Raw genomic sequence first — 19,661 nt, forward strand, 5'->3', positions numbered from 1 at the left:
ACGCTACGCCGCTTCGTAACCGACGATGCCCTTGATCTCCGTGAAGTCGTCCAGGCCGAAGACGGACCATTCGCGGCCGTTGCCGGACTGCTTATAGCCGCCGAAGGGCGCCGCGACATCGAATTTGGGCGCGTTGAGGTAGATTGTGCCGGCGCGCATCCGCTTCGCGACGCGACGGGCATTCTCCAGACTCTCGGACTGGATATAGGCCGCCAGGCCATAGACGGTGTTATTGGCCTCGGCGATCACGGCCTCCTCCGTCTCATAGGGCATGATCGCAATCACCGGCCCGAAGATCTCTTCCTTGGCGATGCGCATGTCCGGCGTCACGCCGGCAAAGACCGTCGGCCGCACGTAATAGCCCTTGGACAGGCCGTCCGGCAGGCCGGGCCCGCCGGCGACCAGCTCTGCGCCCTCATCGATGCCGACCTGGATCAGGGCCTGGATCTTGTCGAACTGCACCTTGCTGACGACCGGGCCGAGGTTGGAGTTCTCGCTGCGCGGATCGCCGACCGTGAAGTTCTGCGCGGCCTTGCGGGCGAGTTCCACCACTTCGGCGTGGCGATCCTGCGGCACGAACATGCGCGTGGGCGCATTGCAGCTCTGGCCGCTATTGCTGAAGCAATTGGCGATGCCCTCAGGCACACGCTTCGCGAAATCGGCATCGGGCATCAGGATATTGGCGGATTTGCCGCCCAGTTCCTGATGCACGCGCTTGACCGTGTCGGCGGCGGCCTTCGCGACCAGGATGCCGGCGCGGGTCGACCCCGTGAAGGACATCATATCGACCTCGGGATGCGCCGAGAGCGCGGCGCCGACGGTGGCACCCTCGCCGTTGACCAGGTTGAACACGCCCTTCGGCACGCCCGCCGCATGCATGACTTCGGCGAAGATGATGCCGGTGATCGGCGCGATCTCGCTGGGCTTGAGGACCATGGTGCAGCCGGAGGCGAGGGCAGGGCCGACCTTGCAGGTGATCTGGTTGAGCGGCCAGTTCCAGGGCGTGATCATGCCGACGACGCCGATCGGCTCGCGCAGCAGAAGGGTCGTGCCGCTCATGCGCTCGAACTTGTAGTTTTTCAGGACATTGACGATTTCGCGCAGATGAGCCTGGCCGATCCAGGCCTGCTCGTCCCGGGCGAAGGCGAGGGGCGCGCCCATTTCCATCGACACCGCCTGGGCGATGTCCTCATAGCGCTTGTCGTATTCGGCGCAGAGGGTTTCCAGCAGCTCCAGCCGCTCGGCGACGCTGGTGCGGGAAAAGCTGTCGAAGGCGGCGCGGGCGGCCTGCACGGCGCGATCCACATCCGTGGCGGAGCCGCCGGAGATCTGGGTGAAAACTTCCTCGGTGGAGGGATCGACGACATCAATCACATGCGGCACGGCGGGATCGACCCAAGCGCCATCGATATAGAATTTCAGGTTATTGCTCATCGCGTGTCTCCTCAAACATGGCCCGATCATCGCCCTGATCAGGCCGGGCGGCAACTCCACCGCTGGGCAGGCCCTGCGATCTGGGGGAGAATGGGCGCATGCAAGCAGCCCTCGACAGCCTGATCACCGAGGCGGAACGCTTCCTCGGATCTCGGATCACCACCAACGGATCGATCCGCGAAACCCATAGCCATGGGGAGGGGTCGTCCCCGCCCGGCATGCCCGATGGCGTGGCCTTTCCAGAGACGACGGAGGAAGTGTCGCGCCTTGTGGCGCTGTGTCATGCGCGCCGCATCCCCGTCATCGCCTTCGGCGCCGGCACATCGCTCGAAGGCCATGTGAATGCCGTTTCAGGCGGATTGACGATCGACCTGTCGCGGATGAACCGCATCCTGGCGGTCAATCCCGAGGACATGGATTGCCGGATCGAAGCCGGGGTCACGCGGCCGCAATTGAACGACCATCTGCGCGACCAGGGGTTGTTCATGCCGATCGACCCCGGTGCTGCCGACTGCACGCTGGGCGGCATGTGCGCGACCCGCGCTTCCGGCACCAATGCCGTGCGCTACGGCACCATCCGCGAGAATGTGTTGGGCCTGACGGTGGTGATGGCGGATGGCCGAATCGTCCAGACCGGCGGCCGGGTGCGCAAATCGGCGACGGGCTACGATCTCACCCGGCTGTTCATCGGGTCCGAGGGCACGCTCGGCATCATCACCGAAATTCAGATGCGGCTGCACGGCATCCCCGAGGCGATTTCGGCCGCGACCTGCCAGTTCGACGACATGACGGCGGCGGTCCAGACGGTGATCGAGGTCATGCAGGCGGGCGTGCCGGTCGCCCGGATCGAGCTTCTGGATGAGGTTCAGGCCGAGGCCAGCATCGCCTATTCCAAGCTCGAAGGCTTGCGGCCGGTGCCGACCTTGTTCTTCGAGTTCCACGGCACACCGGCCGGGGTGCAGGAACAGGCGACCCTGACGGAGACCATTGCCAAGGAGAATGGTGCCGTCGATTTTGCCTGGGCGGTGCATCCTGAGGATCGCGCGCGCCTGTGGAAGGCGCGGCACGATGCTTATTGGGCCTGCCGCGCCATGCGGCCGGGCTTTGGCGCGCTGATCACCGATTCCATCGTGCCGATCTCGCGCTTGCCGGAGGCAATTTTGGGCGCCAAGGCCGATATCGCGGCCTCGGGGTTGCTGGCGCCGATGGTGGGCCATGTCGGCGATGGCAATTTCCACACCGTCATCCTGGTGCCGCCGGAGCCGGATGGATTCGAGCGCGCCTGGGCGCTCGACAAGCAGCTCGTCGCGCGGGCGTTGGATCTCGGCGGTTCCTGCAGCGGGGAGCATGGCGTCGGCGCCGGCAAGCGCGGCTTCCTGCTGCGCGAGCATGGGGCCGAGGCGCTGGATGTGATGCAGACGATCAAGGCGGCGCTGGACCCTTTGGGCATTCTCAACCCGGGCAAGTTGCTGCCGGCGGTGGGGAATTAAAGCGCCCATGACCCCACACCGTCATCCCCGGGCTTGACCCGGGGATCTACCCGTTGCGGCGCCCCGACGAGGTTTGGGCGCCGAAACGGGTAGGCCCGCGCATCAAGTGCGCGGGTGACGTTTTTTTGTTTTTGATGGTCGGATCAAGTCATTCCACCATCAAACCGTTTCGGGAATGACCTCGGCCCGGCCATCGACAATCCGGTAGACCGGAATATGCCCCAGGGCCCGCACCAGCCCGACATCGGCGCCGAGCCGCGCTTCCCAGTCATGACCCTCGGTAAGGATGACGCCAATGCCCACCACCTCGGCGCCGGCTTGGCGCACCAGTCGTAGCATCGCACTCAGGCTCGATCCGGTGGTGACGACATCATCGACCACCAGCGCCCGGCGCCCGGCGAGCATCGGCACCGAACGGCGGTCGAGCATCAGGCTCTGCGCACCCGATGAGGTGACGGAGGTCACCGTTTCGCGCAACGCGTCCTTCAGGTGGATCTTCGGCGACTTCTGCAAGATCACGTAGTCATCGAGGCCCAGCGCGCGAGACACCTCGATCGCGACGGGAATGCCGAGCGTCGCCGCGCCCACCACGATCTCCGGCGCTAGCGCCGTGGTCGCCTCGGCCAAGGCGCGGCCGACGCGTGTGCCGAAGGCGACGCCCATGTCGATCACCATCAACAGGGCAATGGCGATGCTGTCATTCAGCGGAACGATGGGAAGCCGCGTGTCCTCGCCCGCGATGCGAACGATATGATGGTCGGGCGTCATCGGTTGCGCATCGCCATGGCGGCGAAGACCTCCGGCGCTCGGGGAATGGGCGCGATGGCGCCATAGCCGGTTGTGGAAATGGCAGCGGCGGCGGCGGCGTAATGGGCCGCATCCTCCGGCGCCTCGCCCGCCAGCAACCGCGCGAGAACGGCGCCGCAAAACGTATCCCCGGCACCGGTCGCGTCCACGGCGGCGGCCGGAAAGGGCGCAATGCGCGTCCGCGCCTCGGGCGTGCCCATATAGACGCCCTCATGCCCCATCTTGAGCAGAACCAGCCCAGGGCCGAGGGCGAGATAGAAGTCGAGCACCGCCTCGGCATCCGTGAGGCCGGTGAGGGCGAAGGCATCGTCCATGCCGGGCATGACGATATCGGCTTGCCCGACGGCGGCATGGATGATGGCGGCGGCGCGGCGCGGCGCCCACAGGGCGGGTCGATAATTGGTGTCATAGGCGATGGCGACGCCATGGGTGCGGGCCGTGGCGAAGGCGTGGAACACGCTATCCGCCGCGCTGTCCGAAATGCCATGGCTGATGCCGCTGGCGAAAATCAGGCGCGCCCCAGCAATAGCGGCCTCCGGAATATCCGCTGGCGTTAGGGCCGAGGCGGCAGAGCCCTTGCGGTGATAGTGGAAGCGATGGCCCGTCGCGGTATGCGTCACGAAATAGGCGCCGGTCGGATGGGTGTCGGATTGGTGGACGCCGCTGGTATCGACGCCTTCGGCAGCCCAGAGCGCCATCAGTGCTTCGCCAGCGGGGTCGCGCCCGACAGCCGAGATATAGCCGACCCGCGTGCCCTGGCGCGCAGCGGCGACGGCGACGTTGGAGGTGTCTCCGCCGAACCCCTGCTGATAGAGGACACGGCCATCCTCCTGCAGCGGAAGCTGGTTGTATTCCAGCATCGGCTCACCGATGCAGATCAGGTCGGCTGCCATGGGTGCGGGCTCTGCCGTTAGGCGGTGGCGAGAATCTGTTCTGCGACGGCCATGACGGCCGCGCGATCGTTCGCCGCCACCAGCGCCTCATCCACCAGCTTGCCACCCATTCCGACGAAGGATGCGCCGGCCGCGAGATAGGCTGCGAGGTTGGTGGGATCAACGCCGCCGGTCGGACAAAAGACGATGTCGGGGAAGACGCTGCGCAGCGCCTTGATATGGGCGGGGCCGCCGGCCGAACTCGCCGGAAAGACTTTTACCACATGGGCGCCGGCGCGGTGGGCGGCACGCACCTCGGTGGGTGTGGTGGCGCCCGACATCAGCACGGCGCCGGCCGCCTTGCAGGGCGCGACCAGATCGGGATCGACCCAGGGCGAAACCAGGAACCGCGCGCCGGCGCGCAGGCAGGTTTCGGCCGTCGCCACATCCGGCACGGTGCCGGCACCCACGAGGAGGGAGGGGTCACCGGACAGTTCGCGGATCAGGGACGGCGCATCCGGAATGGTCATGGTGATTTCGAAGATGCGGATGCCTGCGTCATGCAGCCAGCGCACGGCGGTCGCGGCATGGGCGGCGCTCTTCATCCGCACCACGGGCACTACGCGGGCCGCCCGCAATTGGCCGATCAGGGGGTGTTCTCTCATCGCCGTGTTTCCTTCTTGTCGTGTCGGGTCTTGCCGGCGGCCAGCACGGCCTCGACCAAAGCGTCCGCGTCGTCGGTTCGGGTGCGATGATTGACGAAGGCGGCGCGAATGGCCAGGGCGCCGTTGATGATCGTCGTGGAGGGTGCCGCGAGGCCGGCTTCCTGGATATCGGCCGCGATCTCGCGGTTCAGGGCATCGACCTCGCCAGCCGGCGCGCGATAGCGGAAGCAAACGATATTGAGCGGTACGGGTGCGAGCAATTCCAGCGCCGGCTCAGCCGCGATTCGCGCGGCGAGGTGCTGGGCGACGGCGCAGCTTCGCTCCGCCACTTCGCCGAAGCGATCGGCGCCAAAGGCCTGGATCGCGAACCAGACTTTCAGCGCCCGAAAGCCGCGCGAGAGGTCCGGGCCGAGGTCGGCCGGCCAGGGCGCATTGGCGGACAAGCCGCGCGTGCCGGGCGTGAGATAGGCCGTGGCGGCGGTGAAGGTGCGGATCTGGTCGGCCTGATCGCGCACCAGAATGCAGCCGGCGTCGTAGGGCACTTGCGCCCATTTATGGAAGTCGAAGGCGATGGAGTGGGCGCGATCCATGCCCGCGACATTGTGGCGCAGCGCGGGCGACAGGGCGGTCAGTGCCCCGAAGGCGCCATCGACGTGAAACCACAGGTTTTCACGCGCGCAGAGATCGGCGAGGGCGGCGAGGTCATCGAAAGCGCCGACATCGACCGAGCCCGCCGTGCCGACGATGAGGAAGGGCGTCGCACCCGCCGCGCGATCGGCGGAGATGGTCTCAGCGAGGACCGCCACATCCATCCGGTAGTCGGGGCCGACAGGGATGCGCCGTAGGGCGTCGCTGCCCAGCCCTGCCATGTCCAAGGCATCCGGCACGCAGCGGTGGACGCCGGCCGAAGCATAGGCAGTCAGCCTTGCGGCATTGAGGCCCTTGGTGCGGCTGTCGTCACCCAGGACGGCGGTGCGGGCCATCAGGACGGCGATGAAGTTTGCCATGGAGCTGCCAGTGACCAGCAGGCCGCCGGCGGTCTCGGGCAGCCCGAACGCCTCGGCGGCCCAGCGGATGACCTGCCGCTCGACCTCGATCGGCGCGTGGTCGCGGCCGCCGAGATTGGCGTTCAGGCCACCGGCCAGCATCTCCGCCAACATGCCCAGCGGCGTGCCGCCGCCATGCACCCAGCCCATGAAACGAGGATGGGTATTACCTGTGGCATAAGGAAGGATGGTGTCGCGGAACCGGTCATAGATGGCGTCCGGTGATATCGTCTCGGCAGGAAGAGGCGCCCGTAAGGTCGCGCGCGTCTGAGTTTGCAGGGGTTGCCAGACGGGGCGGCTGCGGACATCGCGGAGATGATCGACCATATCGTCGAGCATGCGGTGGCCGAGGGCGCGAAACGCGTCCCAGTCCTCAGGGTCCAGATCGTTCGTCGGTCTATCCGTCACGCGCCGCCCTCAGGTTCAGCGCGTTCAGAAGACGCGGCCTGCCCCGAAGGTCAAGCGCGCGAGAGAGTCAGGCTGATTAGCAGCGGCCACCCCAGGCGCCGACCCATTGCACATCCCGATGCAGGCCGTCGAGCTGAAGGCCGCCGCGACCGAAACTTTCGAAGCCGGAGGCCGAGTCCAGGAAGGCGGTGTCATCCATCCGATCGGCGTCTTTGACGTCGGCCTCGACCTTGGGCGCGCGTCGAAAATTCGCGAGGAATGCAACCTTGGGTTGTGTCGTGTTAGCGGGCGTCGTGCGTTCCGTCGTGGTTTTGGTGAACATGACACTTCTCCGTCGTCGTGATCGCGACGGAATTAAGACATATTTGCGCCATATTTGCCAGAGCGATCACATTCTGGCTGCCTTGTTGTCGATCACGAATTGAGACAGGCGCCTAAAGGATGATCCTGGCGCCCGCGACCCGCAGCACGGCGGTGGTGATCAGGATGGCCAGGGTCACGATCGTGAGCACCCAGCGCAGCCACAGGTAGCGTTGCGGCATCCAGCCACGCCGGTGGGCACCGTGCTCGGCCGCCATCGTGGCGATGAATCCGACGATTAAAACGCAAAGGGCGAGGACGGGCGCCGGCACCAGCACGGCGACCAGGACGGCGATCCATCCCAGCAGGGACGGGACTACGCCAAGGCCGATACGCGCCTTCTCGGCGCTGCGCTCGGCCGCCGGCACCGGCAGGGCGGCGAGGACGCCGGGCTGCTCGGCAAGGGCAAATCCCCAATGCACGCCTCCCAGAAAGGACAGAATGACGGCGCCATAGGCGATCAGGGCAATGAGCGCTCTGGCGTCGGCCGGGTCGCGCCAAGCGCAGGCCAGATAGCCGCAGACAAGGAAGGGGATCAGGCCGAGCAGGCCCAGAAGCAGGACAAGCGGGTGATTGGCACGCATCGGAGAGTCCTTTTTTCAGCAATTGTTCGGGCCGTGGGCCTTCGCGGGGTCCGGGCAGGGTCAGAATGATGTAGGGAGCATTCTGGGTTTGCAGCGGGCTTGGGCTGCCTGCCTACCACAAGCGGAGGTGCGTGACGGCGTGGAGATCTGCCTCGAATTTTTCGGCATCCTGGTGCTGATCCTGATCAACGGCCTGTTCGCCTGCAGCGAACTGGCCTTGATCTCGGCCCGGCGGGCGCGGCTGGCGGTTCTCGAACGGAAGGGCATCGCGGGTGCCGGCGTCGCCCGCCGCCTCGCGCAGCATCCGCATGTGTTCCTGCCGACCGTGCAGGTCGGCATCACTATAGTGAGCGTCATCACCGGCATGTTCAGCGGCGAGCGCGTGACGGGCGAGCTGACTGAGGCCCTAGAACGTGTCAGCGCGCTCAAGCATTTCGCGCATGGCATCGCCTTCTTCGTCACGGTGGTGGCCATCACCTTCCTGACCATGGTCCTCGGCGAACTCGTGCCCAAGCAGTTGGCACTCCGCAGGCCCGAGATCCTGGCCGCGCGCGTGGCCCCTGGGCTGATCGTCATGGCGCGGATCACCAAACCGGTGGTCTGGATCCTGAGCAAGACCTCCGCCGGCATTCTGCTGCTGTTCGGGGTGCATGGCGCGCGGCCCGATCTGCCGAGCGAAGAGGAACTGCGCGCCTTACTCGCGGAAAGCACGCAGACCGGCGTCCTCGAAAGCGAGGAGAAGCTGATGATCGAGCGGGTTCTGCGCCTGGCGGATAAGCCGGTGCGCGCCATCATGACGCCCCGGACGGAAATCGCCTGGGTCGATCGTGCGGCCTCGCCCGAGGATATCATCGCCAAGATCAAGGGCAGCACCCATTCGCGCTTCGTGGTGGGCGATGGGTCGGTCGACAATGTCGTTGGCGTCGTCCAGGCCAAGGATATGCTCGACCGGTTTCTGGCCGGGGATGGCCTGTCCATCGATGACGCGATCCGTCAGCCGATGATCGTGCCCGATGCCATCAGCGCCCTCGACGCTTTCGAGCGACTGAAGGGGGATGCCAATGGCATGGCCTTCGTGATCGACGAATATGGCAGCTTCGAGGGGCTGATCACCGCCGCCGATATGCTGGAGGCGATCGTCGGCGATGTGGACGATACGGTCACCGATCATCGCAGCCGGCATGCCGATGCGCCGCAGGAGACGAGCTTTCTGGTCGATGGGCTGATGCCCCTGGACGAGTTGATGGAGAAGCTGTCGCTGAGCAGCGTACCCGCGAGCGGCACCTATCACACGGCGGCGGGGCTTGTGCTCGCCCTTCTGCGGCGGGTGCCGCAGATCGGCGATGCCATCGTCTTCAGCGGCTGGCGGTTCGAGGTGCTGGCCATGGATGGTCGTCGCGTGGACAAGCTACGCGCTGAGCGGGAGTCGGCGGAGGTGGCGTCATGAGCGGTGAGACGGCGGGGCGCATGGATCGCGGCGACGGGGTCGCCTTGGCGTGGCGACGCCTGGAAGGTAACGGCCCGACGATCGTCTTTCTGCCGGGCTTTCGAAGCGACATGGAAGGCTCCAAGGCGGTTCACCTGGCGGCGTTCGCCGCGGCGCGCGGCCAGGCGATGCTGCGGCTCGATTATTCCGGCCATGGCGCCAGCGACGGACGCTTCGAAGATGGGACGATCGGTGTCTGGACCGCAGACGCGCTCCATGTCGTCGATCAGCTGACGGAAGGGCCGCTGCTTCTCGTCGGGTCCTCAATGGGCGGCTGGATCGGGTTGAACCTCGCCCTCGCCCGACCGGACCGCGTGGTCGGCTTTGTGGGTATCGCGGCGGCGCCCGATTTCACTGAGACCTTGATCTGGGCGACGATGGATCGGCATGAGCGCACGCGTTTGATGGCCGAGGGCACGATCTTCCTGGCGAGCGCCTATGGCGATCCGGTGCCGATCACCCTGGCCTTGATCGAGGATGGGCGGAAGCACCTGCGTCTGGCGGGGCCGATTCCGCTGCTCTGCCCCGTCCGGCTGTTGCATGGCCAAAAAGACTCCGAGGTGCCGTGGCGCTCGGCGCTCACCCTGGCGGACCGTCTCGACAGTCCGGATACGCAGATCCTTCTTATCAAGGATGGTGACCATCGCCTGTCCTGCGAGTCCGATCTCGGCCTTTTGGAGGATGTCGTGGCACGCGCGCTGAAGGTATAGGGATCGTGCGACGAAGCGCATACGCGCTGTGCCCGCTCCCGAGAACGATCGAACGGGCGCGATAGAATGGGAGTTTGGTCTGTGAGACAACGCTTGCGCATCGCCTTGGTCGCCGCCGTTTTGCTTCTCCCCGGCAGCGCCTGGGCGGATGGCGCGCACTACATCACCCCCGCCGACGTTGATCTCATCGACATCTTGCCGCCGCCGCCGGTTCCCGGATCGTCCCAGGATATCGCAGATATGAAGGCGGTGATGGACGCGCAGAAGGCGCGGACGGCGGCCGATGTCGAGGCTGCCGAGAAGGACTTCAAGAAATCCATCTTCCGCTTCCGGAGCGTGATCGGGCCGGATTTCTCGGCCGAGAAAATGCCGTTCACCGATGCCTTCTTCCGGCGGGTTCTGGAGGATGATGCGGTCATCGTTCAGGATGCGAAGCAGTATTTCATGCGGCCGCGCCCGTTCATCACCAATGCCGCCGTCGATCCCGTCATGCTTCGCCCCGGCGGCGGTGGCTATCCCAGCGGACATTCCACCTTCGCCTATGTGGCGGCGGTGTTGGTCGGCAAAATGGTGCCGGAAAAGCGGGAAGCGATTTTCGCGCGCGCGGACCAGTTCGCGATGATGCGCGTTGTGTCCGGCGAGCATTACCCCTCCGATGTGGAGGCTGGGCGAATTTCCGCCAGCATCATCGCCAATGCCTTGCTGCACTCGCCCAAGTTCATGGCCGACTTCAATCAGTCGGAGGCGGAGGTGCGCAAGGTTTTGAAGCTGAAGGACCTCCCGCCGACGAACGGCGGCTAACGCGACCAAAGCTTGGCGGAATACGCTCCGCTTTTCCGCCCTACGACGCGGCGGTTCTCGTAGGGCGGAAAAGCGGAGCGTATTCCGCAGTCCAACCTCATTCCGACCGAGCGCCGCCGACGTAAGTGGTGTCCACATTGACCGGACGCTTCATGAGTTCGAAGCCGGACAGGTGGAGGAAATCCACCAACCGTTCGGCGGTCACACGGGCCGCGGCATCGGCGCCGCGACGACGACCGCGCGCTCCAGGCCAGCTCCGCAGAACATAGGCCATCTCCTGGACCACTTCCTGGTCGTCTGCGGGGCGGAGTCCGCGATCAAGGCCCGCGTCAAGGGTGGGGCGATCAAGCATCACAGGAACCTCGTTTTGAGAACGAGATCAGCTTAGCAGACCGAGAGAACAAATCAAGAACTTAATCTTAACAGCGACTCGCGCGCGATTGGCAAAGTTTAAGACCCAGACTCGATCACTTCCGCCAAGGTGGCGACCGCCTCATCGACCCATTCTGCCCTGACGCCAGCGAAACTCAAGCGGAGATAGGGGCTCGGCGCCTCTGCCGGAAACCAATGGCGGCCCGCACTCACAAGCACGTCCCGCGCCCGCGCGCCGCTGGCGACAGCACCGTCGGAAATGCCTGGCGGAAGCGCCGTCCAGAGATGGAGACCACCGGCCGGCACAATGGGAAGCGCCTCTGGTCCGAGATGGCGCCGAATGGCCTGTACCAGTAGATCGCGCCTATCCCGCAAACTGGTGCGCAGAGCACGCAGATGCTTCGGCCAGCTTGGCGCGGTCACCAGTTGCAGGGCCGTCTCCTGCATTAGGCCAGGGACCGAGAAATCATCGATCAGCCGCGCCAGGCGCAGCCGTTCCAGCGCCGCGCCACGGGCACAAATGGCGCCGATGCGCATCCCGGGCGCGACGCATTTGCTGAGCGATCGCACGTAGACCACATGGCCGTGCGGATCGGCCTGGGCCAGGGGCGGCGGTGCATCTCCTTCCAGGTTGAAGTCGCGGGCCCAATCATCTTCGATCAGGAAGGCACCGGCGCGCGCGACCACATCAAGCACCTCGGGGCGGCGCGCGGCCGAGAGCACCGCGCCGGTGGGGTTGGCATAGGTCGGTTGGCAATAGAACAGGCGTGCGCCTGTGCGCTGAAAGGCCTCCTCCAGCAAATCGGGCCGCACACCCTCTGCGTCCATCGGCACCGGAACCAGCCTCAGCCCTGCCGCTTTGGCGGCTGCGATGGCGCCGCTATAGGTCGGGCTCTCCACCAGAACCGGGTCGCCGGCCTGGGCCAAGGCGCGGAAGGCGGCGGCATTGGCCGCCTGAGTGCCCGGGCAGATGGTGACTTCCTGGGCGCTATAGGCGCCACCGGTTTCCTTGGCGAACCAGGCGCGGAGCGCTTCCTGACCTTCGACCGGTCCGCGCGCCCAAAGGCCGGGCCGGCGCAGCGCCCGCGCCCCTGCTGCGGCCAGCAGCCCCAAGGGCAGGGACTCCTCGTGCAGATAGCCGATGTTGAGCGGCCGCATGCGCGGTGTCGGCATGGTCAGAAGCGAACTTAGCCCGCCGGCGGAGAGGCGTTGCGCGCCTAGTGCCAGGCTCTGCCAGGCATAGTCGGCGGTAACGCGGGCGTCCTCTGCCCGGTCCGCGACAAACGTGCCCTGGCCTGGCCGGGCCTCGATGACCCCGGCTTGGACCAAGGTATCGAGGGCGCGCTGCACGGTCACCGGGCTGACCTGAAGGTCGCGCATCAGGTCGCGCACTGAGGGCAGGCGCGCCCCCACGGGCGCATCGCTGGCGAGCGTGCGCAGATGTTGAGTAACGCGCTGGCTGCTGTTATTCGTTTCTATGGAAAACATAGATAACGCTACTAAGCTTTCCTCGATAACGCAACCCCGCCTTCGCGGCATCGGCATCCGGGCCGTGATGGCCTTCGTCCGACGGGCGATGAAAGCGGCCCGCAGCCGACAGGAGCTTGTCGGCATGGATGATCGGATGCGGGCCGACATTGGCATTTCCAGGGGTGAGGCGCTGTTCGAATCCAAGCGCGCCGCTTGGGATCTCGAAACGCCGGCCGATTCCTCCCGTCGGTCTCGTACCGAAACTCGGTCATTCTAGACTCGACGAATATACTGACTATCAGTACATTCGGGAATGCGGGTAGAGTTCGACCAAGCAAAGGATCAGGCTAACCGTTCGAAGCACGGGGTGTCGTTGGCCGTCGGATTTTTTGTGTTGGACGGGCAGGCGGGCGAAGTGGTCGATCCGCGCCACGACAGCGAAGAGCGGCTGATCACATTCGGTCTGGTGGGATCAAGACTCTTCGTTTGCGTGTGGACGCTCCGTGGCGACGCAGCGCGGATCATCTCAGTGCGAAAAGCGAACAAGAAGGAACAGCGGCGATGGTTGCCAGGGCAGTGAAACCGACACGGGGGCCGGTCACAAACATCCGCGCCGCCCCGGCGTCCCATCCATCCGGCGTCATCCAGGTCACCCGCGCGATAGCGGAGGCAGCGCTCCGGGACACGGATTGGTCTGCGCTCGACGCGATGATCGACACCCATATCACCCGCCAGGTAAAGTCCAACCCGGATGCCGCGCCGCTGCTGACCGAGGCCGAGACGTTTGCCGGTCTGGTGCGGGCTACGCGCCGACGAACCGGCCTGCCGCAGGCGGTGTTCGCAGAGGTCTACCGTATTCCGGTCGGCACGCTCCGCGATTGGGAACAGGGAAGGCGAGTGCCCGACAAACCCGGCTTGGCGCTGTTGCATGCCATCCAGACCGATCCCGCCACCATGCGGCGTCTCCTGGCCAGCTGATCACGGCCTCGTCGATCACGATCCCCGCCACTATCGGATCAGCGGGGCGTGACCATATCGGCGGGGGCCTGATCATTCCGACGGCGGCCCGGAGGAAGCGCCGCATGCCGGACCTGTCTATAAAACCTATCGCGGCAGTTCCCGGAACGGAGGCGCCGCGACCGGAAGGGCTTCTCGTTCTCCTCGTCGCGGTGGTCGTGGTCGCCGCGCTCTACTTGGCCAAGGCTGTCCTGATCCCGATCACGCTCGCCATTCTTCTAAGCTTCGTGCTTGGGCCCGTGGTGGGGCTGTTGCGCCGGCTGCGTCTGCCCAAGGTCGTCGCGGTCTTTTTCGCGGTGCTGATCGCCCTGGCCGTCATCGTGCTCATCGGCGGTCTGATCGGCACGCAGCTCGCCAATCTCGCCGGCGATCTGCCCCAATATCAGGCGACTATTCTGCATAAATTCGAAGCCGTACGGGATTTCGCGACGGACCGCCTGCGCATTGTCATGAGCCATTTCGCCCATCTCCCTGCTGGCAATGGCCACGGCGCCAGCCAGGCGCCTGCCGCCGCGCCGGGATCGGACGCCCGGCCACCGCTGGCAGTCGCGGTGCAGCAGCCTTCGCCCTCCGCCTTTAGTCTGGCGGAGAGCATCCTCACACCGATTCTCGGTCCTATCGAGACGATCGGCATCGTCATCGTTTTCGCGGTCTTCTTCCTGTTGCAGCAGGAGGATTTGCGCGACCGGCTGATCCGCCTCTTCGGTTCGCAGGATCTGCACCGCACCACACTGGCAATCGATGACGCCGCCAAGCGCCTCTCGCGCTACTTCCTGACCCAGACGGGCATCAATGCAGGTTTCGGCGTCGTCATCGGCATCGGCCTTGCGGTGATCGGCGTGCCGAGCCCGATGCTTTGGGGTGTGCTCGCGATGCTGCTGCGCTTCGTGCCCTATATTGGTTCGCTGATTTCGGCCCTGATGCCGGTCGCCCTTGCTGCCGCCGTGGACCCGCATTGGGGCTTGGCGGTCTCGACCCTGGTGCTGTTCCTGTTTGCCGAGGGCATCACCGGTCAGGTCGTGGAGCCGATGCTCTATGGCCGCAGCACCGGCCTGTCTCCCGTCGCGGTGCTGGTCGTGGCCATCTTCTGGGGTTGGCTGTGGGGACCGATCGGCTTGATTCTGTCGACGCCTTTGACGCTCTGCCTCGTCGTCGTCGCACGTCACGTCAAGCGGCTCGAATTCTTCGACGTCCTGCTCGGGGATCGGCCGGCGCTGACGCCGATCGAGACCTTCTACCAGCGTTTGCTCGCGCATGATCCCGACGAGGTGCAGGAGCAAGCGGAGCAGTTGCTGCAGAGCCGGTCGCTGTCCGCCTATTACGATGGCGTGGCGCTCAAGGCCCTTTCCCTTGCGGCGAACGACATTCTGCGTGGTGCGCTGACCCCTCATCAGGTGGAGCGCCTTCGCGGCGACCTTAAAACCCTGGTCGATGAGCTAGACAGTTGGGACGATGTCGATCCGCCGGATCGACTGAGCGCGCAGGCCGCCGCCGTGTCGGGCGTGGAACGGCCGGAGCGACTCGTTGCCAATGAACCCGCGCCGGCTCTGGACGTGGGCGGGACCGAGGGCGACGACCATGCGGCCGAACCGCGACCGCGGCCGATCGCACTCTGCGTCTCCGGGCGCGGGCCTTTGGATGACATCGGCTCCGCCATGCTGGCCCAGCTTTTGAGCAAGCATGGATTCGATGTGAGAACGGTCGATCATGACACCACCTCGCGCGCCAATATCGCGGCTTTGGAAGTGACCGGCATTGCCGTGCTCTGCGTGTCCTATCTGGAGATTCTCGGCCATCCGCCCAATCTCCGCTACCTGCTGCGGCGACTGCGCCACAGGCTGCCGCAAGTGCCCCTGCTCGTCGGGCTGTGGCCGGCGGAGGATGATTTCCTCGCCAATGACGAGATGCGCCGCATGATGGGCGCAGACGGCTATGCCTCTTCCTTGCGGGAGATGGTGATCCAGGCTGTCGAGATCGTGCGACGCCACGAACTCGAACGACGTGTCGAGGTCGAAAGCCGACCAAGCGTTTCAGAGGCTGCAAGGAAATAAGGGCTCAGCGCGGCCCCTTTAAACGTTTGTTCATTCTGCCCTGCGTAAATGTCCCCATCGGTCCTGAGGCAACGACGAAAGCTTGGGGCGATCAGACTTCGGAAGACCTAATCGATGCTGCTGCATCATTGGGTCGACGCGGTCGATCGCACGCCTGAGCCATCGCGGCCTTCGGCAGCTTAGGCAGATGGCGGTTCGTATTGCACGAATCGTAACGACGTGATCGCTAGAGGGGCAAGTCTATGGCCAGTAACGTGACGATCGGTGGTGGTCAGGCAAGTCTGAACTTCACGGGTTCCCAGGTCGATGTTCCCGCCTCTGGCACAGCGACCTTCAACACCTACTTCGTCAATACCGCAGCGAGCGTGCTCTATGCGGGCTATGGAACGATTGCCCCGGCAACCGCATCCCCCAACGCGTCCCTCATCATCACGGCGAATACCGCCACAACGGTCCCTGGCGGTTACGCAGCGGTTTTAGATACCACCAGTGGGGACACGCTGACCGGCGGCGGTGCGGGAACAACCTATTTCCTCCAGAACAACGGGCCTAATCTGGGTACCGCTCTGACGCTCACCCCAGGTTCGACGGTGGTTTATGCCCTCGGCGCCGATACGATCAACGCTGGAGCTGCCGCGGCGACCGTCGCGGCCGGTGCTCAGGGCGCGACGGTTTTGGGTGGCGCCTCCTCCCTGCTCTTCATCGGCGGCGTCGGTGCGGTTTCGGTTCTCGCCGGCACCGGACAATCGACGATTTATGGAGGCAGCGGCGATAGCGTTCTGATCGGCGGCGCAGGGGCAAGCACCCTGGTGGGTGGCGGCGGTACTGGCAGCACCACCTTGGTTGCTGGCGCCGGAACCACCACCGCTTATGCCGTGGGTGCTGGCAACACGACCCTGATCGGGGGCTCCGGTGATAGCCAGCTCGTCGGCGTCACGGGAACCGGCAATGAGCTTCTCGCGACGGACCCCAATGGTGTCGGCGGCAATGTTCATATGGATTTGAATGATGCCAGCGACACGGTGCTCGGCGGCGGCGGCGCATCCACCGTCTTCGGCGGGCAAGGGTACGACGTCTACGCCTTCATCAATGGCCATGCCGGTGGCACTGCCGACATTTACGGCTTCAAGCCCACCGACATCATGGTCTTCGGGGGATACGCTGGAAACGCGATTGCCTCGGAAAACGTCGTGCAGGGCGCCGATGTTTTGGTGCTGACGGATGGCACGGTGGTGACGATCGAAGGTTACGATCATACAATCTTCAAATAACGCAGTCCGCTCGGCGATCCGAAGACGGGCTCCATTATGGCGGAGAGCTGTCGGCTCAGACCGCAGGGCGCCTGAAGGCCAGGCTGCCGAGACAGACCCAGCCAGCCATGACCAGGAAGCCGCCGGTCGGCGCCACGCCAGGCAGTTCGATCCCCGCCAAGGCGATGCTGTAGACGGCGCCACAAAACAGGATCGTGCCCAGGGCGAAACCGATACCGGCAAGCGTCACGCCACGTGCGGGACTAATCCGAGCCAGGATGCCGCAGCCGATGAGCGCCAAGGCGTGCCACATCTGCATCTCGATGGCCGTATGCACCAGCGCAAGCGCCGTGGATGACAGCCGGCCCGGCAGCGCATGGGCGGCAAGGGCCGCCATCATCACGCCGATCAGGCCGAATACGGCGCCCAGGCCGAGCCAAAGACGGTCCATTGTCACGCACTCCTCATACTCCGAACAGCGACTTGCCGCCGTCTGTTCCGCCCGCTATATGCCGCCCCTCGGTCGGCAACGACATTCATGGTTACGGGACGTAGCACAGCCTGGTAGTGCGCCTGCTTCGGGAGCAGGAGGCCGGAGGTTCGAATCCTCTCGTCCCGACCAGATTCCGCGCAAGATCCTTATCGCGCCGCCGAATCGGGTCTAGAAGGGTCGCCGTCCCTGGAAGCAGGAGGTTACCCTATGGCAGACCGTCACCCGCGCATCGCCTCCGTCACCGACCGCGTACGGGCTCGTAGCGCGCAATCCCGCGCGGCCTATCTCGCGCGGACACAGCGGAGCGCCGACGCCTTTCCGGCGCGGGCTGGCCTGTCCTGCGCCAATCTCGCGCATGCCTATGCGCCGATGACGGCGGGGGAGAAGCTGAAGCTTGCCTCCGGCGCTGCGCCGAATATCGGCATCATCACCTCCTATAACGACATGCTCTCGGCCCATCAGCCTTATGAGCAGTATCCCGATATCATTCGCGCGGCGGCCCGCGCGGCCGGCGGCTTGGCCCAGGTCGCGGGGGCGACACCCGCGATGTGTGATGGTGTCACCCAAGGCAACCCGGGCATGGAGATGTCGCTATTTTCGCGCGACATCATCGCCATGAGCGCGGCCATCGGCCTGTCCCACAATGTGTATGACGCGGCACTGATGCTGGGCATCTGTGACAAGATCGTGCCGGGTCTGGTGATCGGCGCCCTGCAGTTCGGCCATCTGCCGACTATCTTTGTGCCCGCCGGGCCGATGACATCGGGCATTTCAAATGCCGAGAAGGCCAAGACGCGGCAGCAATATGCGCTCGGCGAATGCGGGCGCGACAAGCTGCTGGAGTCGGAAATGAAGGCCTATCACGGGCCGGGCACCTGCACCTTCTATGGCACTGCCAATTCCAATCAGATGCTGATGGAAGTCATGGGCCTGCATCTGCCGGGCGCGGCCTTCGTGCATCCCAATACACCGTTGCGGGATGCGCTGACGGCGGCGGCGGCAAAGCGCGTGCTGGAGATTACGGCGCGGGGCAATGACTTCACGCCCATCGCCGAAGTGGTGGATGAGAAAGCCGTCATCAACGGCATTGTGGCGCTGATGGCGACCGGCGGCTCGACCAACCACACCATCCATCTCGTCGCCATGGCGCGGGCGGCCGGCATTGTGATCACCTGGGATGATTTCGACGATATCTCTGCTGTCACGCCGCTGCTCGCCCGCATCTATCCGAACGGAAAGGCGGATGTGAACCACTTCCACGCCGCCGGCGGCATGGCCTTCCTGATCGGCGAATTGCTCGATGCCGGGCTGCTGCATGAGGATGTGACCACGGTCGCGGGCGGTGGCCTCTCTGCCTATCGGCAGGAACCGGCCTTGGTGGACGGCGCCCTGGTCTGGCGGGATGGCTTGGCCGAAAGCGGCGATGCCTCGGTCTTGACGCGCGCCGCACGGCCCTTCTCGGCCGATGGCGGGTTGCGCCTGATGCAGGGCAATCTCGGTCGGGGCGTCATCAAGATTTCGGCGGTGGCGCCAGAGCATCGCCATGTCCGGGCACCCGCGATCGTCTTCGACACGCAGGAGGAGGTGGCGGCGGCCCATAAGCGGGGCGAGTTGCAGCGCGATTTCGTCTGTGTCGTCCGCCATCAAGGACCGCGCGCCAATGGAATGCCGGAGCTGCATCGGCTGACGCCGGTGCTGGGTGCCTTGCAGGACCAGGGCTTTCACGTCGCCTTGGTGACGGACGGCCGGATGTCCGGCGCGTCGGGCAAGGTGCCGATGGTGATCCATCTCAGCCCCGAGGTGATGATGGGCGGTCCGGTCGGGCGTGTGCGCACGGGCGATATCGTGACGCTGGACGCCGAGGCGGGCACCTTGATGGCGGAAGTGTCCGACGCCGAATGGACTGCCCGGGAGATTACCATCGCGCCGCATGATCCTTTGGCGGAGTCGATGGGGCGCGGCTTGTTCGAGGGGATGCGCGCGCGGGCGCTGACCGCCGAGGAAGGCGCCTAGAGTTTCGCCGCCTAGGCGTCTTTTTCTTCGTCTTCGTCCGCCTCGTCGTCGTCGTCCTCGCCATCTTCGTCCTCATCGGTATCGATGATGGCGAGGGTCGCACCGACGGCCGCGACCTCGTCCTCATCGACCACAATGGTCTGAAGGACTCCGGTCGCGGGGCTTTCGAGGTCCATGTCGAGTTTCGGCGTGCTGATGACGGCGACGACCTCGCCTTCGATCACCGAATCGCCCTCTGACTTCACCCAGGTGCGCATCTGACCCTCGATGACGTCTTCGCCGAGCATCGGCATCACGAGTTCGATTTCCACAGGCGGTCTCCTCGGGCTTGA

Annotated in this window: 21 protein-coding genes and 1 tRNA gene; 11 read left to right on the forward strand and 11 right to left on the reverse strand. The window is 65.2% G+C overall.

Going from position 1 to position 19,661, the window contains the following annotated elements; genetic code table 11:
* Positions 1-3: 3 nt before the first annotated feature.
* Complete coding sequence (locus QP803_RS21340; protein WP_284945496.1) at positions 4-1,434, reverse strand: aldehyde dehydrogenase family protein; 1,431 nt, start codon at positions 1,432-1,434, stop codon at positions 4-6.
* Between the two features lie 98 nt (positions 1,435-1,532).
* Here QP803_RS21340 and QP803_RS21345 point away from each other — a divergent pair, with 98 nt between their 5' ends.
* Positions 1,533-2,924, forward strand: a complete 1,392-nt coding sequence (locus QP803_RS21345; protein WP_284945497.1) for an FAD-binding oxidoreductase — start codon at positions 1,533-1,535, stop codon at positions 2,922-2,924.
* 159 nt (positions 2,925-3,083) lie between these two features.
* On the opposite strand, the gene QP803_RS21350 is transcribed toward QP803_RS21345, so the two are convergent.
* The 6 genes from QP803_RS21350 to QP803_RS21375 all read right to left on the reverse strand — a co-directional run bounded on the left by QP803_RS21350 (position 3,084) and on the right by QP803_RS21375 (position 7,666).
* Complete coding sequence (locus tag QP803_RS21350; protein ID WP_284945498.1) at positions 3,084-3,692, reverse strand: phosphoribosyltransferase family protein; 609 nt, start codon at positions 3,690-3,692, stop codon at positions 3,084-3,086.
* Positions 3,689-4,624, reverse strand: a complete 936-nt coding sequence (locus QP803_RS21355) for a sugar kinase (protein ID WP_284945500.1) — start codon at positions 4,622-4,624, stop codon at positions 3,689-3,691. Before QP803_RS21355 ends, QP803_RS21350 begins: the two co-directional genes overlap by 4 nt.
* Positions 4,625-4,641: 17 nt before the next feature.
* A complete protein-coding gene (locus tag QP803_RS21360) occupies positions 4,642-5,268 on the reverse strand; it encodes a bifunctional 4-hydroxy-2-oxoglutarate aldolase/2-dehydro-3-deoxy-phosphogluconate aldolase (RefSeq protein ID WP_284945501.1) in 627 nt (208 codons plus the stop codon).
* Positions 5,265-6,653: a pyridoxal phosphate-dependent decarboxylase family protein gene (locus tag QP803_RS21365; RefSeq protein WP_284947994.1), complete on the reverse strand. Its 1,389-nt coding sequence runs from the start codon at positions 6,651-6,653 to the stop codon at positions 5,265-5,267. The genes QP803_RS21360 and QP803_RS21365 overlap by 4 nt, the downstream gene beginning before the upstream one ends.
* A 145-nt stretch (positions 6,654-6,798) precedes the next feature.
* Positions 6,799-7,044, reverse strand: coding sequence for a hypothetical protein (locus QP803_RS21370; RefSeq protein ID WP_284945503.1), 246 nt, complete (start codon positions 7,042-7,044; stop codon positions 6,799-6,801).
* 112 nt (positions 7,045-7,156) lie between these two features.
* Positions 7,157-7,666, reverse strand: coding sequence for a DUF3429 domain-containing protein (locus QP803_RS21375; RefSeq protein ID WP_284945504.1), 510 nt, complete (start codon positions 7,664-7,666; stop codon positions 7,157-7,159).
* A 139-nt stretch (positions 7,667-7,805) separates the two neighbouring features.
* Between QP803_RS21375 and QP803_RS21380 the strand changes: the two genes are divergently transcribed.
* The 3 genes from QP803_RS21380 (at position 7,806) to QP803_RS21390 (ending at position 10,663) form a co-directional block, all read left to right on the forward strand.
* On the forward strand, positions 7,806-9,113 hold the full coding sequence (locus QP803_RS21380; protein WP_284945505.1) for a hemolysin family protein: 1,308 nt from the start codon (positions 7,806-7,808) through the stop codon (positions 9,111-9,113).
* A complete protein-coding gene (locus QP803_RS21385) occupies positions 9,110-9,862 on the forward strand; it encodes an alpha/beta hydrolase (RefSeq protein WP_284945508.1) in 753 nt (250 codons plus the stop codon). Before QP803_RS21380 ends, QP803_RS21385 begins: the two co-directional genes overlap by 4 nt.
* A gap of 81 nt (positions 9,863-9,943) precedes the next feature.
* Complete coding sequence (locus QP803_RS21390) at positions 9,944-10,663, forward strand: acid phosphatase (protein ID WP_284945509.1); 720 nt, start codon at positions 9,944-9,946, stop codon at positions 10,661-10,663.
* Between the two features lie 97 nt (positions 10,664-10,760).
* On the opposite strand, the gene QP803_RS21395 is transcribed toward QP803_RS21390, so the two are convergent.
* Both QP803_RS21395 and QP803_RS21400 read right to left on the reverse strand, forming a co-directional pair.
* A complete protein-coding gene (locus QP803_RS21395) occupies positions 10,761-11,015 on the reverse strand; it encodes a hypothetical protein (protein WP_284945510.1) in 255 nt (84 codons plus the stop codon).
* Positions 11,016-11,113: 98 nt separating this feature from the next.
* Complete coding sequence (locus QP803_RS21400) at positions 11,114-12,523, reverse strand: aminotransferase-like domain-containing protein (protein ID WP_284945512.1); 1,410 nt, start codon at positions 12,521-12,523, stop codon at positions 11,114-11,116.
* Between the two features lie 88 nt (positions 12,524-12,611).
* Here QP803_RS21400 and QP803_RS21405 point away from each other — a divergent pair, with 88 nt between their 5' ends.
* The 5 genes from QP803_RS21405 to QP803_RS21425 all read left to right on the forward strand — a co-directional run bounded on the left by QP803_RS21405 (position 12,612) and on the right by QP803_RS21425 (position 16,844).
* Complete coding sequence (locus QP803_RS21405; protein WP_284947995.1) at positions 12,612-12,782, forward strand: DUF1127 domain-containing protein; 171 nt, start codon at positions 12,612-12,614, stop codon at positions 12,780-12,782.
* A gap of 36 nt (positions 12,783-12,818) precedes the next feature.
* Positions 12,819-13,085: a BrnT family toxin gene (locus QP803_RS21410; RefSeq protein WP_284945513.1), complete on the forward strand. Its 267-nt coding sequence runs from the start codon at positions 12,819-12,821 to the stop codon at positions 13,083-13,085.
* The gene (locus QP803_RS21415; RefSeq protein ID WP_284945514.1) at positions 13,067-13,483 is read left to right on the forward strand and encodes a helix-turn-helix domain-containing protein; all 417 of its coding nucleotides are present in this window, start codon (positions 13,067-13,069) and stop codon (positions 13,481-13,483) included. Before QP803_RS21410 ends, QP803_RS21415 begins: the two co-directional genes overlap by 19 nt.
* Positions 13,484-13,587: 104 nt before the next feature.
* The gene (locus QP803_RS21420) at positions 13,588-15,573 is read left to right on the forward strand and encodes an AI-2E family transporter (protein ID WP_284945516.1); all 1,986 of its coding nucleotides are present in this window, start codon (positions 13,588-13,590) and stop codon (positions 15,571-15,573) included.
* 242 nt (positions 15,574-15,815) lie between these two features.
* On the forward strand, positions 15,816-16,844 hold the full coding sequence (locus QP803_RS21425; RefSeq protein WP_284945518.1) for a calcium-binding protein: 1,029 nt from the start codon (positions 15,816-15,818) through the stop codon (positions 16,842-16,844).
* Positions 16,845-16,899: 55 nt separating this feature from the next.
* Here the strand turns inward: QP803_RS21425 and QP803_RS21430 are convergent, their stop codons facing one another.
* Positions 16,900-17,274: a DUF423 domain-containing protein gene (locus QP803_RS21430; protein ID WP_284945519.1), complete on the reverse strand. Its 375-nt coding sequence runs from the start codon at positions 17,272-17,274 to the stop codon at positions 16,900-16,902.
* Between the two features lie 94 nt (positions 17,275-17,368).
* On the opposite strand from QP803_RS21430, the gene QP803_RS21435 reads away from it, so the two are divergent.
* Positions 17,369-17,445: transfer RNA gene (locus tag QP803_RS21435), tRNA-Pro, on the forward strand.
* 78 nt (positions 17,446-17,523) lie between these two features.
* Complete coding sequence (edd, locus tag QP803_RS21440; RefSeq protein WP_284945520.1) at positions 17,524-19,329, forward strand: phosphogluconate dehydratase; 1,806 nt, start codon at positions 17,524-17,526, stop codon at positions 19,327-19,329.
* A gap of 11 nt (positions 19,330-19,340) precedes the next feature.
* Here edd and QP803_RS21445 read toward each other — a convergent pair whose 3' ends face one another.
* Entirely contained in the window at positions 19,341-19,640 is a 300-nt protein-coding gene (locus QP803_RS21445; protein ID WP_284945522.1) for a biotin/lipoyl-containing protein, read from the reverse strand.
* Between the last annotated feature and the right edge of the window lie 21 nt (positions 19,641-19,661).

It is taken from the genome of Acidisoma sp. PAMC 29798, assembly GCF_030252425.1.
Lineage (GTDB): Bacteria > Pseudomonadota > Alphaproteobacteria > Acetobacterales > Acetobacteraceae > Acidisoma > Acidisoma cladoniae.